24 protein-coding genes are annotated in these 24,422 nt (G+C 57.4%); 21 read left to right on the plus strand and 3 right to left on the minus strand.

What is annotated here, in order from left to right; all coding sequences use genetic code 11:
- Positions 1 to 47: 47 nt before the first annotated feature.
- The 12 genes from GGD46_RS31325 (at position 48) to GGD46_RS31380 (ending at position 13,354) form a co-directional block, all read left to right on the plus strand.
- Entirely contained in the window at positions 48 to 1,748 is a 1,701-nt protein-coding gene (locus GGD46_RS31325; protein WP_184711069.1) for a putative bifunctional diguanylate cyclase/phosphodiesterase, read from the plus strand.
- Positions 1,749 to 1,782: 34 nt separating this feature from the next.
- A complete protein-coding gene (locus tag GGD46_RS31330; RefSeq protein ID WP_313206348.1) occupies positions 1,783 to 2,298 on the plus strand; it encodes a ubiquinone biosynthesis methyltransferase UbiE in 516 nt (171 codons plus the stop codon).
- Complete coding sequence (locus tag GGD46_RS31335) at positions 2,295 to 3,470, plus strand: class I SAM-dependent methyltransferase (protein ID WP_184711071.1); 1,176 nt, start codon at positions 2,295 to 2,297, stop codon at positions 3,468 to 3,470. The genes GGD46_RS31330 and GGD46_RS31335 overlap by 4 nt, the downstream gene beginning before the upstream one ends.
- Positions 3,471 to 3,562: 92 nt before the next feature.
- The gene (locus GGD46_RS31340; RefSeq protein ID WP_409527726.1) at positions 3,563 to 5,827 is read left to right on the plus strand and encodes a SpoIIE family protein phosphatase; all 2,265 of its coding nucleotides are present in this window, start codon (positions 3,563 to 3,565) and stop codon (positions 5,825 to 5,827) included.
- Between the two features lie 3 nt (positions 5,828 to 5,830).
- Positions 5,831 to 6,385 carry a slr1658 superfamily regulator gene (locus tag GGD46_RS31345; RefSeq protein ID WP_184711075.1) on the plus strand — a complete coding sequence of 185 codons (555 nt, stop codon included), beginning with the start codon at positions 5,831 to 5,833 and terminating at the stop codon, positions 6,383 to 6,385.
- A gap of 18 nt (positions 6,386 to 6,403) precedes the next feature.
- Positions 6,404 to 6,742, plus strand: coding sequence for a slr1659 superfamily regulator (locus GGD46_RS31350; protein ID WP_184711077.1), 339 nt, complete (start codon positions 6,404 to 6,406; stop codon positions 6,740 to 6,742).
- 557 nt (positions 6,743 to 7,299) lie between these two features.
- Entirely contained in the window at positions 7,300 to 8,313 is a 1,014-nt protein-coding gene (locus GGD46_RS31355; RefSeq protein WP_184711079.1) for a UDP-glucuronic acid decarboxylase family protein, read from the plus strand.
- Entirely contained in the window at positions 8,313 to 9,299 is a 987-nt protein-coding gene (galE, locus tag GGD46_RS31360) for a UDP-glucose 4-epimerase GalE (RefSeq protein ID WP_184711081.1), read from the plus strand. The genes GGD46_RS31355 and galE overlap by 1 nt, the downstream gene beginning before the upstream one ends.
- Before the next feature lie 44 nt (positions 9,300 to 9,343).
- Positions 9,344 to 11,131 (plus strand): glycosyltransferase family 2 protein, encoded by a 1,788-nt coding sequence (locus tag GGD46_RS31365; RefSeq protein ID WP_246806518.1) that lies wholly within the window; start codon positions 9,344 to 9,346, stop codon positions 11,129 to 11,131.
- Between the two features lie 190 nt (positions 11,132 to 11,321).
- Positions 11,322 to 11,861, plus strand: a complete 540-nt coding sequence (locus GGD46_RS31370) for a DUF995 domain-containing protein (protein WP_184711085.1) — start codon at positions 11,322 to 11,324, stop codon at positions 11,859 to 11,861.
- Positions 11,862 to 11,878: 17 nt separating this feature from the next.
- On the plus strand, positions 11,879 to 12,823 hold the full coding sequence (locus GGD46_RS31375) for a glycoside hydrolase family 26 protein (RefSeq protein ID WP_184711087.1): 945 nt from the start codon (positions 11,879 to 11,881) through the stop codon (positions 12,821 to 12,823).
- A gap of 30 nt (positions 12,824 to 12,853) precedes the next feature.
- A complete protein-coding gene (locus GGD46_RS31380) occupies positions 12,854 to 13,354 on the plus strand; it encodes a DUF995 domain-containing protein (RefSeq protein WP_184711089.1) in 501 nt (166 codons plus the stop codon).
- Positions 13,355 to 13,486: 132 nt separating this feature from the next.
- Here GGD46_RS31380 and GGD46_RS31385 read toward each other — a convergent pair whose 3' ends face one another.
- Positions 13,487 to 13,807: a hypothetical protein gene (locus GGD46_RS31385; RefSeq protein ID WP_184711090.1), complete on the minus strand. Its 321-nt coding sequence runs from the start codon at positions 13,805 to 13,807 to the stop codon at positions 13,487 to 13,489.
- A 516-nt stretch (positions 13,808 to 14,323) separates the two neighbouring features.
- On the opposite strand from GGD46_RS31385, the gene GGD46_RS31390 reads away from it, so the two are divergent.
- Positions 14,324 to 15,454, plus strand: coding sequence for a helix-turn-helix domain-containing protein (locus GGD46_RS31390; RefSeq protein WP_184711155.1), 1,131 nt, complete (start codon positions 14,324 to 14,326; stop codon positions 15,452 to 15,454).
- A gap of 94 nt (positions 15,455 to 15,548) precedes the next feature.
- Here the strand turns inward: GGD46_RS31390 and GGD46_RS31395 are convergent, their stop codons facing one another.
- On the minus strand, positions 15,549 to 16,793 hold the full coding sequence (locus tag GGD46_RS31395; RefSeq protein ID WP_184711092.1) for an NADH:flavin oxidoreductase/NADH oxidase family protein: 1,245 nt from the start codon (positions 16,791 to 16,793) through the stop codon (positions 15,549 to 15,551).
- A gap of 82 nt (positions 16,794 to 16,875) precedes the next feature.
- Here GGD46_RS31395 and GGD46_RS31400 point away from each other — a divergent pair, with 82 nt between their 5' ends.
- The 7 genes from GGD46_RS31400 to GGD46_RS31430 all read left to right on the plus strand — a co-directional run bounded on the left by GGD46_RS31400 (position 16,876) and on the right by GGD46_RS31430 (position 23,611).
- A complete protein-coding gene (locus GGD46_RS31400; RefSeq protein ID WP_184711094.1) occupies positions 16,876 to 17,361 on the plus strand; it encodes a MerR family transcriptional regulator in 486 nt (161 codons plus the stop codon).
- Positions 17,362 to 17,645: 284 nt separating this feature from the next.
- Positions 17,646 to 18,434 carry an alpha/beta fold hydrolase gene (locus GGD46_RS31405; RefSeq protein ID WP_184711096.1) on the plus strand — a complete coding sequence of 263 codons (789 nt, stop codon included), beginning with the start codon at positions 17,646 to 17,648 and terminating at the stop codon, positions 18,432 to 18,434.
- Between the two features lie 9 nt (positions 18,435 to 18,443).
- Positions 18,444 to 18,896 carry a MarR family winged helix-turn-helix transcriptional regulator gene (locus GGD46_RS31410; RefSeq protein ID WP_184711099.1) on the plus strand — a complete coding sequence of 151 codons (453 nt, stop codon included), beginning with the start codon at positions 18,444 to 18,446 and terminating at the stop codon, positions 18,894 to 18,896.
- A 194-nt stretch (positions 18,897 to 19,090) separates the two neighbouring features.
- Positions 19,091 to 20,059 (plus strand): threonine/serine dehydratase, encoded by a 969-nt coding sequence (locus GGD46_RS31415; protein WP_184711157.1) that lies wholly within the window; start codon positions 19,091 to 19,093, stop codon positions 20,057 to 20,059.
- Positions 20,060 to 20,670: 611 nt separating this feature from the next.
- Positions 20,671 to 21,954 (plus strand): FAD-binding oxidoreductase, encoded by a 1,284-nt coding sequence (locus GGD46_RS31420; RefSeq protein ID WP_184711101.1) that lies wholly within the window; start codon positions 20,671 to 20,673, stop codon positions 21,952 to 21,954.
- A gap of 48 nt (positions 21,955 to 22,002) precedes the next feature.
- Positions 22,003 to 22,893 carry a LysR family transcriptional regulator gene (locus tag GGD46_RS31425; RefSeq protein WP_184711103.1) on the plus strand — a complete coding sequence of 297 codons (891 nt, stop codon included), beginning with the start codon at positions 22,003 to 22,005 and terminating at the stop codon, positions 22,891 to 22,893.
- Between the two features lie 538 nt (positions 22,894 to 23,431).
- Positions 23,432 to 23,611 (plus strand): hypothetical protein, encoded by a 180-nt coding sequence (locus GGD46_RS31430; RefSeq protein ID WP_184711105.1) that lies wholly within the window; start codon positions 23,432 to 23,434, stop codon positions 23,609 to 23,611.
- A gap of 208 nt (positions 23,612 to 23,819) precedes the next feature.
- Here the strand turns inward: GGD46_RS31430 and GGD46_RS31435 are convergent, their stop codons facing one another.
- The gene (locus tag GGD46_RS31435; protein ID WP_184711107.1) at positions 23,820 to 24,173 is read right to left on the minus strand and encodes a hypothetical protein; all 354 of its coding nucleotides are present in this window, start codon (positions 24,171 to 24,173) and stop codon (positions 23,820 to 23,822) included.
- A gap of 105 nt (positions 24,174 to 24,278) precedes the next feature.
- Between GGD46_RS31435 and GGD46_RS34355 the strand changes: the two genes are divergently transcribed.
- On the plus strand, positions 24,279 to 24,404 hold the full coding sequence (locus tag GGD46_RS34355; RefSeq protein WP_281414776.1) for a hypothetical protein: 126 nt from the start codon (positions 24,279 to 24,281) through the stop codon (positions 24,402 to 24,404).
- Positions 24,405 to 24,422 lie beyond the last annotated feature (18 nt).

The raw sequence follows: 24,422 nt of genomic DNA on the forward strand, positions 1-24,422 counted from the left end.
GGACAGCGGCCACATTTTGCTGGGCCGGCTTGGGAGGGCAAGGCCATATGCCGGAAAACCGAGTGGACCGGTCGCAGCGAATTCCACACGAGCCCAAATCTGCCAACCGTTTCGAGGCGGCGGTTTCACTTTGGGATCTCGATCTCAGACTGCTCGACTCCTCCAAGGGGTTTCAGGATCATACTGCCCTCGCATCAAAAAAAGACCTGACCTTGTGGGAAGCTTATCCCGCGCTTGCCAAGCCGGTTCCTGCCGCCCTGATCAGGCAGGCGATCGACACCGGCGAACCCCGCACAATCCAGATCGACACGCCGAAACAGGGAAAATGCAATCTCCTCGTTTCCCTTATCCATACGGGGCTCCTCGTCATCGAAACCAAGGCGGCAAGTATCGGTCCGCCGTCAGAAGACAACGAGAAAGCGCAACTCATCCATCAAGCAACGCATGATGTCCTGACCGGTTTGCCGAACCGTCGTCAGTTCAGTGCGGAACTCGCGCAATTGCTTCCGGCAAGCGGCAAGATCGGGCCTGCGCTCATGCAGCTCGATCTCGACGACTTCAAGCCGGTCAACGACACTCTCGGCCATGGCGCCGGCGATATCGTCCTGAAGCTCGCGGCCGAACGGATCAAGGAAACGCTTGGCCAGGGCGGCACGGTATATCGCCTCGCCGGCGATGAGTTCGCCATCATCCAGGTCAGACCGCAGCAAGCCTTCGAAGCCGAGCAGTTGGCCGACGCGCTGGTCGCAGCCTTCAAGAAGCCGTTCATCGTCAACGGCATCTCCCTGTTCGTCGGCGTCAGCGTCGGGGTCGCGATCGCGCCGCGCGACGGCAATGAAGACGAGCAATTGATGAAGGCGGCCGACGTTGCCCTTTATGCCGCCAAGAAGGAGGGCCGCCGGCGGGCGCGAACCTTCGACCCGACCATGCTGATCGTCGTCGAGCAAAGGGAGTTGCTGCGGCGCAGTCTTCGCGTCGCACTTCAGCGCGATGAGTTCTTCATCGAGTATCAGCCTCTGATCGAACCGCCATCCACCGTCGTAGGTTTCGAGGCACTGCTGCGCTGGCGGCATCCCACCTTGGGCATCATCCCGCCGGCTGCATTCATTCCCATGGCGGAAGCCGATGGCCTTATGCGCGAGATCGGCCAGTGGATGCTGGAAGAAGCCTGCCGCGAGGCGCTTTCATGGCCGGAGCACTACACGCTTGCCGTCAACCTTTCGCCGGCTGAATTCTTGACACCTGGACTTACCGATCGCGTATCGCAGACGCTCGACATCGTCGGCTTTCCCGCCGAGCGTCTGGAGTTGGAGATCACCGAGGGCGTATTGCTGGAGCGAACCATCAATAACCTCGACACGCTGAACACACTGAACGTGCTCGGCATACAGATTTCGCTCGACGACTTCGGCACCGAATATTCCTCTCTTAGCTACCTGAAGAATTTCCCCTTCGATACGATCAAGATCGATCGCTATTTCATCAAGGACCTTATGCAGGACACGAAAAGCCAAACGATCGTACGTTCCGTCATCAGCCTCGCGCACGGCCTGGATATGCGGGTCACGGCAGAGGGCGTTGAAACGCCGCAACAGGCTGGATGGCTGTTGCAGGAAGGCTGCGACCGCCTCCAGGGCTATTGCATCAGCCCACCGATGCGGGCCGAACGGCTCGAAGAATTCATAAGACAAGGCGGACGTTCTCAATCGACGGCGACAACCTTCGATGAGATTCACATCAGGCCATAATCCTCGAAACGCTTTCCATCCAGGAGCCTCTCAAGTGGACACCACGGAAATGCAAACGGATAACGCGTCTCAGCCATTGCTCGAGCTCGAAATGGACATGGCATCCTTTGCGGCGGACTGGAGGCACTGCGATCAATGCGCCGCCTATGTAGCCCGCATGGTCAGCCATGATCGCCACGATCCCACCCGCCATGCCAATTTGCTTTCTTCCGCGTTGAACGAACTCTTCGAAATGTCGTTCCATACGCGCGAGTGCAGGGGCGCGCTGACCTGCCGTTTCTATAGGAATGGCTCGATCGAACGGATCGAGTTGACATTTCCCTGCTCGGACGAGCAACGCGGCTCCTATGAGACAATCATCGAACGCGCCAGGGTCGGCCAGGCACTTGCACATTATCTCGATGTCATTACCGATGACGCCGCACGCGCAGAGCATGCGATCCTTCTCGGTTTGCTGGTCAACTACGATGCCAGCGTCAGACTGCAGAAGCAGGATAGGGGCATGCTGACCCTTGTGGTGGACCTTGCGCTTGAAAGGCTCCTCAATTGAGCAACCATTTTCCCAATCGTTTCACCGCACAATTCGACGCCAACAATCAGGAGTTCTCCCTTTCCGGAGTGCTGAGGCCACATTCGGTCGCCGAACTTGCCGATGATCTCGCTCTCCTGCGCACCGGCGTCGAGACCGTAAACGGCATCTGCTACATCAATCTGAAGCGCGTTACGCATATGAACAACACGGCGTTTCGCGCGCTGACGCATGTCCTGCTCGATGCAACCCGCTCGAGGCCGGATCTCAAGCTGACGGTCGTCGCCTCGAGCGTCGTGACATGGGCGTCTCGGCTCTTTCGTCATTTGAGCGATCTCTCGCCGAATATCACAGTCGATATCTACGACTCCGCCTTCTATCCGGGCCAGACTTTCGTCGAAAACCAGAGCTTCATACCCATCCTCAGAACACAGACGAAGATGACGTGGCGGCACGAGCGCGAGATGCTGCCGCGCCACGGCCTTCGCGAAGGCATGAACATCGCCGATATCTGTTGCGGCATCGGTGATTTCGCGATGTTGTTGAGAAAGGACTTCAAACCGGCCCGGATCGTCGCCCTCGACCACTCCATCCCCAGCCTGGACTATGCCCGCAAGGTGGCGGAGGACTTCGACGTCCAGGATATCGAATACACCTATGGCGACGCTTCACAGATGCTGTTCGAGAGCGACCAGTTCGATTTCGTGACTTGCAGGCATTCGCTGCAGATCTTCGATCGCCCCGACGTCCTGCTTCGGGAGCTTTATCGCATATGCAAGCCTGGCGGCCGGGTCTACATCACCAACGAGAAGAACTCCCACTGCCTCGGCGAGCCGAGAGCCGAGAGCATCCAATGGACCTACACCGAAGTGGCCAAGCTATTCGCGCACTTCGATATGGATGTCGAAATGGGCCCGAAAGGCCGCCGCATGCTGCTGGATGCGGGCTTTACGGATGTGAAGATGGAAAGCTTCATGGTGACTAATCTCGATGGCGATCCGCAGGACTTCGCCGACATCATTACGGCATGGCAGAATGTCTACGCCGACGAGATGGCGGTTCGACGTGGCGACGCACCCGAATTCATAGAGAAGTTCAAGCAGGGCTTTGCCGACCACATCTTCGCCGCTCTTCACCCCCGAGGCTATGCGGGCTGGCCGATCTGGGCCACATCGGGACAGAAACCACTATGATGGAAACTTCCTTGGCCAAGAGAAAGCTGGGACTGCGCTCATTTCGCGCCAAGTTTCTGATCGTTGTCGGCGGCGCCGTTCTATTCGACTTGATGGTCAGTGGCGGCCTGGCGCTCTGGAACGTTCAGCGTCTATCGCGCAATGCGACAACCGAAGTCGGCCAAGGCCTTGAGAAGGCAAGCCAAGATTACATCCGTTCCTATGCGGATTCCACCGCCACGCAGGTCGGCCTCCTCGTCGATCAGGTCCACTCCGACGTGAAGGCGCTCGCAGGGGTATTGCAGGGCCAGATCGACAACCCCACGAGGAGCGGAGCGATCGGCTCCGCCATGGACAAGGCCTCTCCCGGCGCCGTAACGGTCACCTATGATCCGACTGGTCAGTGGGCTCAAAATGCTCCCGGGACACCATCGGTCGTCAGCGTATGGGGCTACATGCTGGACAAGGATCATCGCCCCCTGCCCCAGGTCCAGGCCGACATCGAATGGAGTGCGGTGCTCAATCTCGTTGCGCCATCCCTGCTGCACAACGGCGCATCGAAGCTGCAAATGTATTACATCGGGCCGCGGGAGCGCCCGATCTTCCGAACGGCTCCCTATACGACCCAGGCGCAGACCTTCGACCGGCTCTACCCGGGCCACAACACATCCGACTTTTGGACTTTCTTCTTTCCCGGTCTTTATGAATCCTGGCAGCAATGGGCCGCAACTCCATCATCGCGACCAGTTGCTGACTATATTACCCAAACCGCGCCCTACACCGACGCGATTACAGGCAAGCTCATCGTCAGCTTCTTTCACCCGCTATGGACGCCGGATCGGCATGGCATCGCCGGCGCTGCCGGGGCAGATATCACTCTCACCCAGCTGGCGGAGATCGTCGAGAATGTCAAAGTGGCCCAAAGCGGCTTCGGCTTCCTGACAATGTCGAACGGAAACGTCGTCGCGATCAATCCGGTCGGCGAAAAGATCATCGGCCTGCGTGCCTCGAACGATGCGGCCACCAAGGGTGTGACCGGCCTCGATCGATCATTGCGCAACAGCGTGCAAAAGGCGATCACGACACTGCCGCTCGATGCAGACGGCGCAATACAGCATATTTCCCTCGACGAACAGGGTGAGAAGGTTCCCTATCTTGTCGTCGTCAAGCAACTGCATCCGACCAATCTCTGGGTGGAAGGGCCGGTGCAGCGTGAAATCATGTCGCTTGGGATCGTGGTGCCCGAACGCGAAATCTACGCCTCGCTCATAGCAGCCAAAGAGGAGATATCGCGCGCCACCAATCGCATCCTACTCTACCAGATCATGGCGGTTCTGGTCTCGCTGATGATTGTCACGGCAGCGGTATTTGCCGCTTCGAAACGTGTCACCGGCGGGATCAGCGCGCTGGCGAGCGCCGCAAAGCGCATACAGGCAAAGGATTACTCTGTCAGGGTCGACATCTCGACCAAGGACGAAGTTGGGGAGGCCGGTATCGCCTTCAACCGCATGGCCGAGGATATCAGCTTCCATACCGAAAATCTCGAGAAGCTCGTATCCGATCGAACCAAGGAAATCGAAGCGGCGAAGGAAGAGATTTCAACCCTGAACGGCCAGCTGAAAAGCGAAAACCTGAGGCTGGGCGCAGAGCTCAATGTTGCGCGACAAATACAGCTCATGGTGCTGCCGCGCGCCAAGGAGCTCACCGCCAACAAGAACCTGGAAATCGCGGCTTACATGCGCCCGGCCGATGAAGTCGGCGGCGACTATTACGACGTTCTGCAAAATGGAAACAATCTGAAGATCGGCATCGGCGACGTCACCGGTCACGGGCTTGAGAGCGGCGTACTCATGCTGATGGTGCAATCGATCGCTCGCGCATTGCAGGAAGCCGGTGAAATGGATCCGGCAAAATTCCTGACCGACCTCAACCGCGCAATTTTCAAAAATATCGAGAGGACCAAGACGGACAAGCACCTGACCTTGTCGTTCCTCGACTATGACGGCAAGCGGCTGACGATCTCCGGCCAGCACGAAGATATGATCATCGTTCGTCAGAACGGCAAGGTTGAACGGATCGAGACCGGGGATCTCGGTCTTCCTGTCGGTCTCGAACCCGATATAGCCCCCTTTATCGATACACGCGAGATCCCCTTCGAAAGGGGCGATATGGTTGTCCTCCACACGGATGGCGTCACCGAAGCGGAGAATTCAAAAGGCGAATTGTTCGGCTTCGAGCGGCTTCTGGAAGATGCCCGCCGCCTGCATGGCGGCACGGCCGAAGAAGTGGTCAAGGGCATACTCGACGACCTCATGACCTATATCGGAACCCAGAAGATTCATGATGATATTACTCTTGTCGTGATGCGACACAGGTGAGAGATGACAACTGCAACCTTCGGCCAACAACATCTGGTTTCGTTCAATACGGCCAATGCCTTGCGAATCTGCCTGTTTGACGGGCCGCTGCATTTGGCCTGGCGCCACTCCGCCATGACTTCAGACTTCATCGCCGAAACCATGTCGCTCGGCTTCCGCTCCTCAGAGCGGCAATACAAGACGATCCGGCACGACATCGGCTATCTGACAAACGAGCTCATCGAAAACTCGATCAAGTTTCGCGCTGCAGGCGAGATCATGATCGAAGCGCTGACGGACGCTCATAGTTTCAGGATGCGCATCGCAAACCTGATCGACCACGATGCAACTGCCCGCTTCCAGGAATTGTTGCAGAAGGTGACGAATGGCGATCCCGGCGACCTCCTTATAGAACAGATCGAGACCAGTGTTCTTGCGGGCGACAATGCGTCCGGGTTAGGACTGTTGACTTTGATGAGTGATTACCAGGTTCAACTGGCCTGGCACTTCGACCAAGGCGGTCCGCACAAGCGGACAAAACTTCAAACCTATGCCGCGATGGCAATTTCATCATCGTGAACCCGCGAGAGGCCGTTTATGGAAATCAAAGAAGAAGCGTTCCGCATCTGGTCCGAAGGTAGCACCCTATATTTCGACGGGACCATGCGTTTAGCCGGTCCAGACGCCTATGCGCCGGTCTATGATCTGGCCAGACAGGTTCTTCACGGGAACGGCGGCAAGGCAACCTTCGATTTGACCGGTTTGCAGTTCCTGAACTCGTCCGGGATCAACTTGCTTGCCAAGCTGACGATCGAAGCCCGAAAGCACGCCGACATCCATCTTACGGTATGCGGATCGTCGCAAATCCCTTGGCAAATGAAGTCCCTGCCGAACCTGAAGAAGCTTCACCCACGACTGGACCTGCGCTTGACCTAGAGGCGACCGTTTGAAAGCCAAGCGAGAAGTCGTCTCTCAGACCCAAGCGTCTCACGCAGCGGAAAGCACCTAAAAGGGCTATATCGCCTAGCGCCAAATGTGGCACAGACGAGGTTTTCCGGCGCCCCCAGCACGACTTTGCCATTTATCACAGCCTTGTGGCGCAGCCGCAGCTGCGTCTGCCGGACTGAGCATGCGCTCATTTTTCAGCGTCACCCGGATTTTACGCCACAGCGGACATATACTAACCAAGAAATGGAAACAATAGATCAATCGAGTTTAAATTGAAAAGAAAATCACAAAAATACTTCAAGTACCAAAGAAAAAATCTGCAACTCAGGTTAGTTTACTGCAAGTATATCAGTCCATTGAGTACATATAAAAATGGACAGAATGCAAAGTTTCCGCATTCTCTGCTAACGACAGCATAGTTAAATATTAGTAAACTATAATCTCAAGTTGCAGCAATGACCTCTAATTGTAATCGCATCTAACAAGGACAGAAATTCTGTTTTCCTTGAACACTCGGCTTTGTGTCTAATTTCCGGGAGGGTTTGATGGGCATAGCGTTCAAATCTGCGAGTATATCTCCAACAAATACGAAAAAGCGGACAGTTCTTGTTGCCGGCGGCGCCGGATTTCTTGGTTCACATCTGTGCGACCGGCTTCTGCAGAGTGGTCATGAGGTCATCTGCGTGGATGATTTCTCAACTGGGCGGATAGATAACATCAGACATCTGCTTCGTTATGATACATTCAGCTTCGTCCGCCACGACGTCATTGCATCGCTCGATATCCCCGTCAATGAAATCTACAATCTAGCCTGTCCGGCATCGCCGCCCCACTATCAGGCGGACCCCATTCATACGATGAAGACATGTGTCTTCGGCTCGCTCAATCTTCTGGAGCTCGCCACACGTCACCAGGCACGTATCTTCCAGGCGTCTACCTCGGAAATCTATGGAGACCCGCAGGTACATCCGCAACCGGAGAACTACTGGGGCAACGTCAACTCCTTCGGTCCCCGCTCCTGCTATGATGAAGGCAAGCGCTCCGCCGAAACGCTCTTCCGGGATTTTCACGCCCAGTACGGCGTCGACATCAGGATTGCGCGAATATTCAACACCTATGGCCCACGCATGCGTCCCGATGACGGCCGGGTCGTTTCCAACTTTATTGTGCAAGCCCTCAAAGGCCAGGATATCACCGTCTATGGTGATGGATCCCAAACGCGATCCTTCTGCTACGTTGCTGATCTGATCGAAGGCTTCATCCGCCTGATGGGCAACGAAACGACCATTCACACGCCCGTCAATCTCGGCAATCCGGCGGAATTTACCGTACGCGAGCTCGCCGAAAAGGTCATCACCATGACCGGCTCGTCGTCGCATGTCGTCTACCAGCCTCTGCCGATCGACGACCCGCGCCAGCGGCGGCCCGATATTACCGTTGCCAAACACGAACTTGGATGGGAACCATCCGTCGCTCTGGCAGATGGCCTGGAATCCACCATTGCCTACTTCGAGCGCCAGCTTGTGCGTCCCAACAGCGAGCTTTTCGAGGTTGCGTGATGTCCAGGCAAACAATACTCGTCGTGGGTGGCGCCGGCTTCATCGGCAGCCATACCGCCAAGCACCTCCATAACCAAGGCTTCCAGCCGGTCGTCTATGACAATCTGTCGACCGGCCACCCCTCCTCGGTGCGTTGGGGGCCTTTGGTGGAGGGAGATATCCTCAACATGTGGCGGCTGGCGGAAACGATCCTCCAGTACAAGCCCGCAGCGATCATCCATTTCGCCGCATCGGCCTATGTCGGCGAATCCGTAGAAAATCCCGCGAAGTACTATGCGAACAATGTGAACGGCACGCTGTCAGTGCTGGAGGCATGCCGCCGTGCGAATGCGGACAAGCTGATTTTTTCGTCGAGCTGCGCAATCTACGGAATTCCGGATCACCTGCCGATCCGCGAAACCGAGACACCGCGCCCCATCAATCCCTATGGCAGAACGAAGCTGATCGCCGAACATATGCTCGCCGACTATTCGTCTGCCTATGGGCTCAACTATGTGGCCCTGCGCTACTTCAACGCCTCAGGCGCCGATCCGGAGCGCGAACTCGGTGAGTGGCACAATCCGGAAACGCATCTCATTCCCCGCGCCTTGCTGGCAACAGGCGGGGCGCTTGAGACACTGGATGTTTTTGGCAGCGACTATGATACGCCCGATGGCACATGCGTCCGCGACTACATCCATGTAACCGACCTTGCCAGAGCGCATGTCCTGGCGGTGGAATATCTTCTGTCTGGCGGAAACAACCTTGCCGTCAATCTCGGAACCGGACGCGGCACATCGATCAAGGAGATCATCCGTGCGATCGAACACGTCTGCGGCCGCCCGGTTCCCGTCGCCATGCGCATGCGCCGTGCCGGCGATCCGCCTGCCCTTTACGCAGCTTCGGATCTTGCTGCCGAAAAACTCGGCTTCCGCGCGCTTCATTCGGACATCGAAACGATCATCCGCACAGCAGCCCCTTTCTTCGGATTGGAGGTGCGGGCATGACCTCGATCCGGACACGTGCTCTTGCCACCCAAGACCAGCGATTGATGACCCGAATTCTGCAAGGTCCTCAGCGCCTGGAGTATATTGCTTGCGCCACACTGTGGCTCGCCGCGCTCGGATATTTCTGGAGCTGGTGGCTTATACCGACTCACCATGTCGACGCGATAGGGTCTGTTCTGCTTACACTGGTGCTAGCCTGGGTGACGATCATTCCGACCTATTTCATAGCCGTCTTCTTTCGCGCCAAGAAGCCTATGGGGCAATTGCAATTGCCTGCGGGGAGCCGCATCGCAATGGTGGTTACCAAGGCGCCCTCCGAGCCGTTTACCGTCGTCGCACGGACGCTGAACGCGATGCTGATGCAGGACGTCCCTCACGATACCTGGCTTGCCGACGAGGACCCATCGCCGTCGACGCTTGACTGGTGCCGCAAACACGACGTCCAGGTTTCCACTCGCAGAGGGCGCGAGGACTACCATCGCAAGAGCTGGCCGCGGCGCACCCGCTGCAAGGAAGGCAATCTTGCCTTCTTCTATGATCAATACGGCTACGAGCGGTATGACTTCGTGGCACAGCTCGATGCCGATCACGTGCCGGAGCAAGGCTATCTCTTCCAGATGCTTCGTCCCTTTGCGGATCCGGCGATCGGTTATGTGTCTGCGCCAAGTATCTGCGATCAGAATGCGCAGGAAAGCTGGTCAGCCCGTGGCCGCCTCTACGCCGAAGCCAGCATGCACGGGTCACTTCAGGCCGGATTCAATTGCGGTCTTGCGCCGCTCTGCATCGGCTCGCACTATGCCGTTCGCACCAAGGCCCTGCGCAGCATCGGTGGGCTGGGGCCGGAACTGGCCGAGGATCATTCCACCACGCTGATGATGAATGCGCATGGCTGGCGCGGCGTCCATGCACTCGACGCCATCGCTCATGGCGACGGGCCGCGGACGTTTGCCGATCTCATCACCCAGGAGTTTCAATGGTCGCGCAGCCTGATGATGATCCTGCTGCAATATTCGCCAAGCTTGCTCGGGCGGCTGCCGCTGCGCCTCAAGATCCAGTTTCTGTTTTCGCAGCTCTGGTATCCGCTGTTCTCACTCTTCATGGCGCTGATGTTCGTCTTGCCGGTGATCGCGCTCGCTCGAGGGAAGACCTTCGTCGCGGTCTCCTACCCCGATTTCCTGCTGCATTTCGCACCGCAATCACTTCTGCTGATCCTGTTTGCCTATCGCTGGCGCAGCACCGGCACGTTCCGGTCAATCGACGCCAAGATATTGAGTTGGGAGATGACACTGTTCCTGTTTGCCCGCTGGCCTTGGGCGCTGGCAGGAACGCTCGCCGCCATCCGTGATCGCGCGACCGGATCTTTCGTGGATTTCCGCGTAACGCCGAAAGGCACCTCCGAGGTAGACCCGATACCTTTCAGGATTCTTGCGCCTTATTGCATCCTGGCTCTGGTCTCTGTCCTGCCGGTACTGCTCGTTGGCACGGCAGGCGAAGCCGGCGGCTTCTACATCTTTGCGAGCATGAATGCCGCCATCTACACGCTGCTGCTGGTGGTCATCGTCCGTCAGCACGCCCGCGAAAACTCCGTCAGCACGGAACGCAGGCACTTCTATCGCCCAGCACTCGCCAGCGGCTTGCTTGCATTGACTGCGCTACCGCTCGTCGGCCTCGTTGAACGCGGCCACGATGGGGTGCAATCGCTGGCCTGGAACGCTGATGGCTACACGCTGTTCGAAGAGCGCTCTTCCGTGGCAGGCGCAGGGGTCGGAGGACGCGGACTACACCGGTTGGTGTTCAATCCGCACTGGCAAGTAAACAACGCGGGTAACTGAGGTTCAAGACGGGAAGGACGCCCTCGGCGGGAGGCCAGATGAAAATGGTTGTCGATGGTATCGGACATGCAGGCTTGATCGGCGGCGGATGCTTTGCCGAGCACACGATTGCCGGCTTCCAAAATCGGCGGCCGGCCGCTCGGACAGCAACGACAAAGCCGCATTCCAATCAGACCATGGGAGAAATGATATGAAGCCATTGAAAAATATAGCCTCTCTCATCCCCGCGACATCGCTCGCATTTGCGATCGTTCTTGGGGTCGCCGCGGAGAGCAGCACTGTTCAAGCCGCGGCAACCATGACATTGCCGGACGGCGCAAGGCCGATGACGGCAGTCGAATTATACACGCTTTATCACGACAAGAGCTGGCGCTGGCCCGACGGCGCGGGCCGAATGGAGAACATCGACAGGCGGTTTTCCGCCTGGGTCGACGGAACGGGAGGGCAATCCTGGGCCGAGGGTCGATGGGCCGTGACGGACAACGGCCGCCTATGTCTTGACGCAACCTGGCATGCCACAAATGGCCAGTTTCCCGCCAAGACCTGCTTCGTTCATCGCATACTCGATGGAACGATCTATCAAAAGAGAGAGACTGGCGGGACATGGTTCGTGTTTCGCCATCCCGTCACCAAACAAACCGATGAGGCGACAAAGTTGATCGCCGATGATCTGGTCTCACAGCGACTGGAAGCCATGAAGGCCGCCCTGACCGTTCACAAAACCGACTGAGGGAAGGAGGCAATGCGATGAAAACCCTATCGAAACTGACAACTGCTTTGCTTGCGACCGGCGTCCTTTGCGGAGGGGTATACGCCGCCAGCGGAGGTCTGGAGGCAAGAGCCGATACCCGGCCGCTGTTCAACGACAAGAGGCCGATTCTCACACCGCAATCGCTACCGGGAGGTGCCTACGATCCGAACGGCGACTTCTCCAATGATCCGAACCCGAAGATCGAGCATCTCTTTCTGCCTTGGGAAGATGTCGATCTGTCGACCTTGAAGACGGCGGATGACTATGCGCACCAACGCGGCCGTTCGTTGCTGATCACCATCGAGCCATGGTCTTGGGCGCGCAATTGGCGTGTCACACCGACCGATCTGCTCAATGGGATTCTGGCCGGTCACTACGATGCCAACATGACGGCGATCTGCTCGGAGGCCGCCAAGCTCAAGACGCCTGTTACCATTCGCTGGGCCCACGAAATGGACGAGAAGAATGGGCAATTCACCTGGGCGTACTGGAAAGCGGAGGACTATGTAAAGGCTTACAGACACGCTGTAACCGTGTGCCGCAAGAGCCTACCGACGGCGAAATACATGTGGTCTCCGATGGGTAAAGAAGGGCTCGAAGCCTATTATCCCGGCGATTCATTCGTGGATGTCGTCGGCTTGTCGGTCTTCGGCTATCAGCCGTTCGATCAGCGCACGCTGGGCCGGGATTCGACCTTCGTTGAGGCAACCAAACCCGGATACGATCGCGTCAAGCGTTTCAAGAAGCCCATCGTCATCGCCGAACTGGGCTATCAGGGGAATGAGGCCTACACGCGCGGTTGGGCCGAAGAAGCGAACAAACCCCATAGCCAGTTCCCTGACCTGCAAGCTGTCGTCTACTTCAACGACCGCGAAGTCTATCCTTGGCCCTATGGCCTTGGCCGACCGGACTGGCGCGTTGCCAGCCCGCTGTTGAACTGATCGTTGCGATGAAAGGTTGAGGAGAAGCAAATGTCTTCAGTCCGCTTCACCATCATCAATGTGTTGCTGTCGATGCTGGTTTCCGCCGGCATCGCAGATGCCGCAACGCAGCGACAGGTCGACAGAATGACGACGCGAGCGGCTATTAAGGCCGCTCCGATGAGCGCCGCGGAGCTTAGAAAGCTCTACTCGGGGCGCTCCTGGATATGGAAGGAAGGTGCTGGTTATTTCTCTCGTCACCATAGCCGTTTTACGGCTTGGTCACACACCGGCTCCCGAAGATCTTACGCAAAAGGTACCTGGTATGCGACAGATCGTGGAAGGCTCTGCATGAGTGCTGTCTGGTATAGCAAGACAAGCGCTGCACCCAATGTTTCCTGCTTCCTGCATCGCGAGAAAGCCGGGATCATCTATCAGAAACGAGCATCAGGCGGGAAATGGTACGTGTTCCGTCATAACCCAACAAAACATGATGACGAGGTTCTGAAACTGCGGTTGGGCGATTATGTCCGCAAACATCTGCCCAATTGAAGTCTAATGTCTGATAGGGGCTATTGCATCCGATAGCGGTGCGGCCTGCGTCTCACCTGTTCAGTCGAGCCGCCATCCATGCAATGCCCCTATTCTTTTTCAGGAATAATGCGCGACATAACCCTGCTCATCTCAGAACAGGCTGCGGTTGCGGCAATGCGAGGTCTGTCCGAAACCGCTTGGCGTGCAAATGTAAGGAGAGCCCTTGAAGTAATCCTCCGAAGAAACCGTAGTCGTCTTGGAAATCGAATTTCCACTATAGAAGACAACATTGTTCTTCTCATACTTCTTCATATACAGCTGAACAGTCTTGTTCTTTGCATGAGTGGCTTCAGCAGAATTTGCACTCATGGGAGAAGATATTGAAGCCACAACTGCAAATATTGCAGATGCAACAAATCCAATTCGGTGATTTTTAAGGCAAATTTTCCGGGATTTTTGGGTAAAACCCATAAGACTAGTCTCCTTTATGACTTTGTGTTGCGGAGTCTGGAAGAAAATGTTTAAGCGCCTTCTATAAATATCTTGAAAATATTAACGAAAGCGGCATAATTTCCCCTCCAGAATACTGGCGGGGATCTGCAACAATGTTGTCTGCAGAGCAGTTAGTTTGTCGCGATATTATAGAATTGCCTAGAGCCCTCGGCCAGGCATCCACAGACTTCTTTGGCCTATTCGCTAACCCACCCCTCAAACAACAATTCGCTTTTCAAGATACGATACAGTGGCTTCCTTTACGCCTATCCACCAGTCTCCGGGCGGTCGGATGGACGCAAAATCGGGCTGTTTTGCGACTTTTCGCGTATATGCGCGATATTAGAGACCGACATTATCCGTTCAAGGTAGGCTTTCGAACCTCTTTGCCGGAGCTGAGGGAACCCGCACCGGGAGAGATTTTGTCCGGCATTTGCGTCGCACGAGCATCCCGCCAACCATCGACCCTGAATGCCCCGTCGAAAGGCCAACGCGATGACGCGGACTAAAATCGAGTCTGCTTCCGAACAATCAAACTTTGTCGAAAGACGCCGATGGCCGAGAACGGTGCAAGCCCCATTCTATGAAACGATCGCAGACAGAGAGGAGCTGGCCTCACTGTCGTTTTGCACCTCCCATGCAGCGCCGGCTCATCAATTTTCGGCCTGGAGAGAGCATATAGCGCCGCTGGTGGATGCGCGTCTGCCCGAGACGGCCCGGTCCGGTGATGGCTTTACAGCAAAGCAAACCATCTGGAATCTTGAGGGGGTCCTGCTCATACAGCAGGAAGCAGCTCCTTTCCGCTATGAACGCTCAGCCGGTAAAGTGCGCTTCAGCGCCATAGATCATTGGCAAGTCACATTCCTGCGTACCGGCAAGACGTGGACCAGCGTCAACGGGTATGTCGTCGAAAACGAACCCGGCATGATGGAAATCCGCGCGCTTGGCTGCCCCTTCTATGGTCGAACCCTAGGCGCGAAATCGGTCACGCTCATAATGCCCTGCGATCTTTTTGCCGACCATGGCGGCTTGCCCGGCACCAGCAACAACATTGTGCTCGGCGGTGCGCGCGTCAAGCTCGTCTCCAACTACGTTTCATTTCTTGAGGCCAATCTCAGCCGGTTGACGAAAGATGATTTGCATGGCGTGCGCCAACAGCTTGAAGAAATGATCTTCCATAGCGTGGCGCCGCTGGTGAATGGCCACATGAACGGCGATCGCAGTTCCGAAATCGGCCTGATGGCCAAGGCTCGCCGCTTCATCCAGAGCAGCATTGGATCGTCGGACCTCACTCCCGAGGCGGTAAGCCGCGAACTGGCAATCTCTAGAACCAAGCTCTACGAGCTGTTCCAAGCATCGGGCGGCGTCTTGAACTATATACGCAGGAGACGGCTCCTGGCGGCGCGCGCCGCACTTGCCGACATGAGCAACGGCCACAAGATTGCGGATATCGCCAAAGACCTCGGTTTCGAATCAGCAGCCAATTTCAGCAGGGCTTTCACCCACGAATTCGGTTACAGCCCCAGTGAGGTCCGCAGACACTCAGGAGAGTGCAAGACGGAACATCTAAGATCGATGACGGAGACGCCCACCTTTGACAGCTGGCTCAACACGCTCGGCCTTTGACGCAAGCCACGACCTGCTCCGTATCGCAAGGCAATGCATCCTGCCGCGATAAGAGAGTGGATCTGACGGGACCATAGCCGCTGGCCGTCTGCTTCTACGCTCCAGACAGAGCTCTCCGCGCATCCATCCATCGGCGGTACTGCCTTGTGCGGCATTTCGCCTTCGCTTGCGACAGAACAAGCGCCCAACCCGGGAAAACGCCGGGGGCTGTACGGCGCTGTCGGCTGAGACGCACGAGTTGATATTTGACGGCGGCCATATGTGCCGAGGCGGCAAGAGGCTTGTTCTTCCAGGTGATCGGCCTGAGTTGCGGAACCCCTTGCAGGCCACGCTGCCAATTGCGAGGCAGATCGGGCTCGATTGCAAGCCCCGTAGCAATGCCCGCCATTGCAATGCCGCTGTCAACGACATGCTCGGCCACCTCACGTCGCCTTATGCCACCTGTCACCATCAGCGGCATGGCGGCAACGCTCAGGATATCGCGCGCAAATTCGAGGAAATAAGCCTCCCTGGCAAGCGTCCGCTCGTCTCGTGCCGACCCCATCATTGCCGGCGCTTCATAGCTGCCGCCGGAAAGCTCGACCATGTCGACACCAAGAGCGCCAAGCATCGCGACAACGGACCGTGCATCATCTGGCGAAAAGCCTCCGCGCTGGAAATCGGCGGAGTTGAGCTTAACCGCCACGACAAATCCCGGCGCAACCGCGGCCCGCACCGCGCTGACAATATCGAGCAGCAACCGCGCTCGGTTCTCCAGGCTCCCGCCCCATCGATCCGTGCGACGATTGGACAGTGGCGAGAGAAATTGGCTGACGAGATATCCATGCGCGGCATGTATCTCGACCCCGGTAAAGCCGGCCCGCTCCGCCAAAAGAGCCGTCCGGACGAAACGATCTTCCACGTCAGCTATATCGGCAACCGTCATGGCGCGCGGCATCGGAAACTGCCTCGACAGGGCGCCGATATCCAGGGAGATCGCCGAGGGTGCCAAGGTCTCCTGTCCGAGCGCCGCCGGCATCTGTCGTCCCGGATGATTGATCTGCATCCACATCTGCGCGCCATGGGAGCGTCCTACCGCGGCCCAGGCATTGAAGCGCTCGAGATACCGATCGTCTTCAAGCACGACACCACCAGGCCCGGTCATCGCCCGAGCATCGACCATAACGTTTCCGGTAATGATCAATCCGGCGCCTCCTTTCGCCCATGCCCGATAAAGGCTCAGCAGTTCTGTGGACGGCGCATGGTCGTTGTCGGCCATGTTCTCCTCCATGGCAGCCTTCGCGATACGGTTTGGGACAATGGCGCCATTGGGCAGCGCCAACGGTGAAAACAGGGACATGAGTGTGCTCCTAAAACCATTTGCGCACAGCATAACCTTTGAGTTAACTTTAAGGTCAATGCCAAATTTCACGAGGATTTGCATGAATATCGGAGAACTGGCGAAACGTACCGGTCTTACTGCGTCGCGGATCCGCTTCTACGAAAGTGCCGGCCTGCTGAAGGTTGTCGAACGCAGACCGAATGGCTACCGGAGTTATCCGCCGGAAGCGGCCTTGATGCTTGAGTTGATCACGACGGCGCAGAGGGCGGGTTTCAGCCTTGATGAAATCCGGCTGCTTCTGCCACCAGATCTCAAGCAGCGGAATCACGAGGCTCTTCTGGAGGCGCTTCAGCGTAAGATAACTGATATCGAGGCGCTCGAAGTGAAGCTCGCCCAAACCAAGACGCAGCTCGTTGCGCTCATCGGCGATATCAAAGCGAAACCGGGAGACATCGACTGTGCCGCCAATGCGCAAAGGGTCTTGTCGGGTGTCCTTGGCCGTGAGGTCGAGGTGCCCATCGCAATCACCCACGGCACCAAGCGCTTCGGCAAGACCAGTCAGCGACCGTCAACCAAAGAACGCTAGACGCGCATTTGCGCACGCCTTTGGATGGCGCAACCACTCAGTCCTCTCGATTATCGTGTTTCCCCGCAAATTTCGGACAGAGAGCCGATAGGCCTCCCCCGGGAAGGCCTCCACCACACCATTTCAACGTCGCCCCCTACCTTGCGACACCTTCATCGCTCGAAATGAGGACACGACGGGAGTGATGTACTTCGAGGGATGCAAAACACTCACGCTTCATTTTCGATATTGACAGCATACTGTCAATTAAGCATTGTGATGCCACACTTTTTAAGGAGGCCGCCATGCATGCTAACGCTTTGATATCGAGAGAAAAGATCGCAGGTCCGCAGGGAGAACTTGCAGTTTACCGATCTGGCGCAGGCCCCCGCGTCCTTTTTCTCCATGCGGATTGCGGCCGCTCCGATCAATGGCGCGAAGTCATCGATCTGATTTCCCCTGAATTCGAAACATGCGCACTCGATTTTCGGGGGCATGGCCATTCGGCAGCGGCTGCAAACCGGGATTATAGTTTCCCGGCGCGCGCCGAGGATGCGCTTGCCGTGGCCGACACGCTTGGATGGGATCGCTTCCTCATCGTCGCGCACAGTGGCGGCGGTGCGGCAGCACTGGCTTTTGCCGGCTCTCATCCGGAGCGCGTGCGAGGGCTACTTCTCATCGATCCCGTAACGGACCCAAGTGGCGTCCCTCAAGAGGTAATGGCGGCAATAGTCGCGGGCCTAAGCGGCCCGGACAGCCTTGCGTTCCTCAAACAATACTATTCAACCATTACCGGTGCCGACGAAGCAGTTCGAGTGCGAGTTCTTGCTGATGCAGATGCAACGACGCCGGAATCGCGAGCGGGCGTTGGCAAGGCGGTGGCCGAATGGCATGCTGGAGAGGCACTTGATGCCTATCGGGGGCCGTTATTCATCGTGGGTGCCGATGCAACCGATGGTCCGAGCGCGCTCTATGCGCTCCGCCCTCGCATTCCCCATGTGGTAGCCCACGGCACGGGCCATTGGCTCCAGATCGAACGACCCGAGCTGGTCGCCGACAGCCTCAGGAAATTGGCGAAGCGGTCGGAAGCTTGAGAGGACGAAATGCGAACACCTGAAGGCGACGCGCTTACGGAACTGGTTCTGGCTGTCTTCCGCCTTAACGGAAATTTCCTGAAAGCGGCTGAACGTATCGCTGTCCCGGTGGGGCTGACAGCGGCCCGATGGCAGGTCATCGGCGCCGTGATCGAGGGACCAGGCACGGTCGCGGACATTGCTCGGAAAATGGGCTTGGCCCGTCAAAGCGTGCAGCGACTGGCCGATGTTCTCGTCGCCGACGGCACGTTGGAGTACCGCGACAATCCGGCTCACAAACGCGCGAAATTGATCGAGATCACCGAACGGGGACAATCTGCAATCGCACGCATCGCTCCTCGGCAGCACCGATGGGCCGATGAGACAAGCGAGGGCCTTTCACGAGAGCGGCTGCTTGACGCGCTGGAGTTGATGCGCGATGTGTCCGAGCGCATCGAAGCTATGGACTCAGACGAACCCTAATTTTCGCAGCACAATCCTGGAGAGCATGCGCGCTTGTGTATTCCGCGCCGATCCCGTCGACCATCTTACGATGCTTAAAACCAGCCGGCCGCTTGCCGATAATGATACCCGACTTCTCGACGGCCGACACGCCGGCGTGAAGTCAAAAGATTATGATACTCCACTCGTTCCACCTTCACTGATCATTGGTCGAAATGAATTATCTGATTGAACTGACTTCCATACATGCCGCCGCAACCCGGCTAGGCAGAGAGATCATTCGAACCGCCACCATTCTGAGCCCCGGCCTGTCTGCCAAAATCCAGCGGCCGATCTATCTGAAACTGGAGAACACCCAGATCGGCGGCTCATTCAAGGCGCGCGGAGTCCTGAACAAGTTCGCAAGCCTCCAGGCAGAGTTATCTTTGAAGCGCTTTGTCGCGGTCAGCGGCGGTAATTTCGGGATCGCGGTCGCAGAGGCCTCCAGCAAGCTCGGCGCCGATGTTACGATCGTCATGCCCCAGTCGGCGCCTGCCTCGTCGATTGCGAAAATTCGCTCGCTAGGCGTCTCGGTCATCGTGACGAACAATGTGAACGAAGCGTTTGCACAGGCGGAAGACTTGGCAAGGCAGGGATATGTCGTGCTCGACGACTGCGCCGACACCACGATCGCAGAAGGGCACGGCACCCTCGCGCTGGAATTTATCGAAGACTGCCCGCAACTGACCGATGTGTTCGTTGCCGTCGGTGGCGGTGCGATGCTGGCAGGGGTTGCTACCGCTTTGAAAAAACAAAGGCCGCATATTCGCATCTGGGGCGTGGAGACCGCCGGAGCGAATTCAATGGATCAAGCCCTGCGGCTTGGAAAGCCGGCGGAGATCGAAGTCAGTTCCATTATCTCTACTCTCGGAGTTCCGATGGTGAGCGAGCTGATGCTTCGCCACGCGCAAGCCTATGTCGAAGAAATGGTTGTGGTCTCCGATCGGGACGCCGTCGAAGGGATGGTTTCATTTGGAGAGGATGGCAAGCAATGGGTCGAGCTCGCTTCGGGCGCCCTTGTCGCCGCTGCCCAGAAGATTGCGCCGCAGCTTCCACCGGACGCGACCATTGGGCTGATCGTCTGTGGAGGGAACATTTCCTCTGAAGACAGGCAGAAATGGATCGCTTCCTTGCACCAGCAATGATCACGAAAATTGGGCATGACGGCGAAATGCTTCGTTTGTGACGTTCGACCCGGTCGATGAGGGACAGCGCCGGGCGAACGGTTTGCGGCGGAGGTGCGCTTGACGCGCACGGCACGAGGACTCGAGGGCAATATCCAGCCCGAGGAGAAATCGGTCGTCCTGGAATGACTGAGTTAAGTAGGGCGTAAAGCAGTAGTCGATTTAGGAAACTCATTCCGGCATGGTCTGAGACAAGACGGCAGCGGCGCTTACTCGCTGGTCAGGCGCGCAAAATGTCACCTACTTCTGCATCCCCAATGAGGCGTTGATGTCGTGGACGTCCCCGGCAGAAGCAGATGTCCATATATCTTAGGTATAAGAAAGGGTTTGGCGTTGGAACGGCGCCGACGATCGCTTGGCTCGATCTGTCGAATTTGCCAGTCTCACCCGCACGAGATCGGTAAGATCCTTTCGCGTTTTCTTAGAAACACTGCTTGAATTTTCGGCATGGAACCCAGAAGGGGATCGCCCCCGGTCATTCCTAAACGTCAAGATGTCTGACGAAACCATCGATATGGGTGCACAAATCCAGGCGCTAACGTCGGCGGTATTGTCATTGGGGAATGAAACTAATGTTGAACGATCCGCGCTCCCACGGCCTTTGGGAACTTACGGCGCCCGCCGCCCCCGAAACAGGTCAACTTGCCGGCGACTTGACCGCCGACGTCGTGGTTGTCGGCGCAGGCTTTTGTGGTCTGTCCACCGCACTCCATCTTGCTGAGCGCGGCGTCGATGTGGCGGTGATGGAGGCGACCGAAGTCGGCTTCGGAGCTGCAGGGCGAAATGTCGGTCTGGTCAATGGCGGCATGTGGGTCATGCCTGACGACATTCCGAAGGTCTTGGGTGCGCAACATGGAGAGCGCGCATTGCGGCTTCTCGGCGATGCGCCCCTCCTCGTTCGGGACGTCGTCGACAAATATGAGATCGACTGTGAACTGGAAAGGAACGGGACTCTTCATCTGGCGGTCGGCGATGCAGGCGTCAGCGAACTTCGCGAACGCCATCGCCAATGGACGGCACGCGGTGCTCCTTTGGAGCTGCTCGACGTCAAGGAGACGCAGCAGCGCGTCGGCTCCCCGGCCTATGCAGCCTCATTGTTCGACCCAAGGGCAGGCACCATCCAGCCACTTGCCTATGTGAGAGGCCTGGCAAAGGCTGCCATCCAAAACCACGTGCGCATCTTCACCAGCAGCCCCGCTCTTCGGACCGAACGGAGAGGCGCGAGCTGGAAGATCTCATCCAAACGCGGCTCCTTGAGCGGAAAATGGGTCATTGTTGCAACCGACGCCTATTCGGTCGGCCCATGGGCGTCCGTCCGGCGAGAGCAAGTCCACTTGCCCTATTTCAACCTCGCAACTCCGCCATTGCCTGCCAATCTTCGGGCATCGATCCTGCCGGGTCTGGAAGGATGCTGGGATACCAAGGAAATCCTGACGTCGTTCCGCATGGACCGAAAGGGTCGGCTGGTTTTCGGAAGTGTCGGCGCGCTGCGCAATGGCGGCCATGCCGTCCACACCGCATGGGCCAAACGCGCGATGTCGCGCATTTTCCCGCAGCTTGCCAATATCGAGTTCGAGGCAGCATGGTTTGGCAAGATCGGCATGACTTCGGACGCAGTGCCCCGCTTTCACGAATTCGACGAGAACATCGTTGGCTTCTCGGGCTTCAACGGTCGCGGCATCGCACCGGGAACAACCTTTGGAAAGACGCTGGCAGCTTTTGTTTCCGGCGATATCGGCCTGGAGAACATGCCGCTTCCGTCGTCGACGCTGGAAACCTCACGCATCAGAGTGTTACAGGAATCCTACTACGAAGCCGGGGCGCAGATTGCGCATCTTGCCACGGAACGGTTCTGACAAGGGCGGAGCCGGTCCGGCAACGTCTTTTTGAAGGAGCCATAGCCCATGCAAGTGCCGCGCCGCTTTCTTCCCTCGCTGTCACTCCTCGCGGCATTCGAGGCTGCAGCAAGGACCGGAAGCGTGACCGCAGCGGCCAAGGAGCTGGATCTTACGCAGAGCGCCGTCAGCCGGCAGATCAAGGCTCTCGAGGAGCAACTCGGCGTCGAGTTGTTCCATCGGGAGCGCCAGACCATCCGCCTCACTGTCGGCGGCGACGCCTATGTTCGCGAAATCCGCGATGCGTTGCGCAAGATAAGCACGGCATCGCTCAATCTGAGGGCAAACCCGCATGGCGGAATGCTGACGCTAGCCATTCTGCCGACCTTCGGAACACGCTGGCTCGCGCCGCGGCTGCCGCGTTTCCTTTCGACCAACCCGGGAATTACCGTCAATCTTGTGACCCGGTTCAGCATATTCGACTTCCGACTGGAACCGGTCGACGCAGCGATCCACTTCGGAGCAGCCCACTGGCCGGGCGGCGAATTGGCCCTGCTGCGAGACGAGACGGTTATTCCGGCTTGCAGTCCGCAGATGCGCGACGAGTATCGCTTCGGCGAAGCCGCCGATATCCGCAAGGCACCCCTGCTCCACCTCACCACCCGCCCCGACGCCTGGGAAAGATGGATGGAACTCAACGGTGTTCCCTCCGATGCCGTCCACGGCATGCTCTTCGATCAGTTTGCCACGGCCACACAGGCCGCAATGGTTGGCCTGGGTGTCGCCCTGCTGCCGGAATTCCTGATCGAAGAGGAACTCGCCACGGGTCGCCTCGTCGCCGCAATCGACCTCCCCATGAAAAGCTCGGAATCCTACTATCTCGCATGGCCGAAGGATCGCGAAACCCATCCTCCGCTCGCCGCTTTTCGACGGTGGCTGCTCGAAGAATGCGGGCGCTGAACTAGCCTTGTCTAATCAATCTGCTGAACGGCAGATGGCGAACGAACGAATGCTCCGTCTATATGCTAGGTATCTACATACGTGCTGGCATGACGCGAAGGCTGGCAATAAACGTGATGAACACTCTACCACGTAACCAAGCACGGCATCATCGCCTTCGATGTCATGAGTAGACGCATGGAAAACGACATCCCCACGAACGACCGCCCTGATCCGCACGAATAGAACAAAGCGCCAGAAGCGCCTGCCATCTCTTGGCTGAAAACGCGTCTCGGATCACCACATTGGATGGGTAGCAACGATGGATCGGATAGATGGGACGCAGCGCGAAACCTCACCAAAGCCATGACCGACCTGAGCATGCCCGGCTCTCCATCAAAACGGCCCTGGATATATCAGGACCGAGGCTAGCGACGCCCCAAAGCGCCTCCACATTACAAAATTGTTAGGGTGCTATTCATTTTCGATTAAGCCGGATTCGGGCATCAAAGTCATGCGCAAACACGCAGCGTCACCCCCAATGCTTACGAGGCTCAACATGAAAAACCTGTTTCTCGCTTCCGCCATCGCTCTGGCTTCGATCGTCGCCGTCAGCACGCCGTCTCAGGCGTCTCCGTTCCATCGCCACCACCATCACCGCAACAACTGCGTCGTGAAGACGGTAAAGCACAAGGTTCACGGCCACTGGGTCGTCCGCAAGGAGCGCGTCTGCCGCTAACACCTTATCTGCATTTTTTCCGTTGATCGCATTTTGACGGCACGGCACGGCCATAGCTGAGATAATCGGCTATGGCCGTATCTTTTCCATCGAAAACTCGCCTAGCCCCAGGCTCTTCGCCAGGGTGCCTCGCAAGCATCGCTTCATGCGCGGGATTTTGGCCAAGTGCCGGGTCTTGCCAGTCGAGCGAACTGCTTACCCCGGCAAATCAGCCCAACATCTGCATCGTGCCCAAGCCTAAAATATCGTTCAGCAAAGCAACTCCGACCCCTACGGCAACAAAGACCAGGCCGATCAGAAACAGCCGCCGCGAACGGTCGTATTTTGCTGCGATCAGCGAGTCGCGCGCAAGCAGATCAGCCATCACCTTGACCTGAATGGAGATGCCGACCGTCAGCAATATCATCGGGATAATGTCGATGCGGCTCCAATCGTTTGGGTTGGATAGCCAGCGGCCGATGAAGTTTAGCGAGAAGCCGAGAATGATCCCGGCGGCCGTCAACGAGCCATTGCGGAAGGTCGAGTCGATCTTCTCCTCTAGGTCGGGGTCGGGTTCACTCATCGTCTTTCTCCGGATGGCATCCCGCAAAGAAAGGCAGAAGTGACAGAAACAGGCAAGGCCCCTGCCTTCTGCTTTCCCGCGGGATTGCGTCGGAGGGCTCGCTCTATGAAAAGCCCTGCAATCACCATCGTCGTCGCCGATATGGTGTTAGCTTTCGAAGGCAAAATGCCTATGCCGGAGATCGGGGAGAAGAGCGATGCCTGTCTCCCCGACACATTGCTCCACACCTGAAGTCACTGAGACTTCAGG

Origin of the sequence: Martinezella lusitana, from assembly GCF_014207095.1 — a bacterium.
Classification (GTDB): Bacteria; Pseudomonadota; Alphaproteobacteria; order Rhizobiales; family Rhizobiaceae; genus Rhizobium; species Rhizobium lusitanum_B.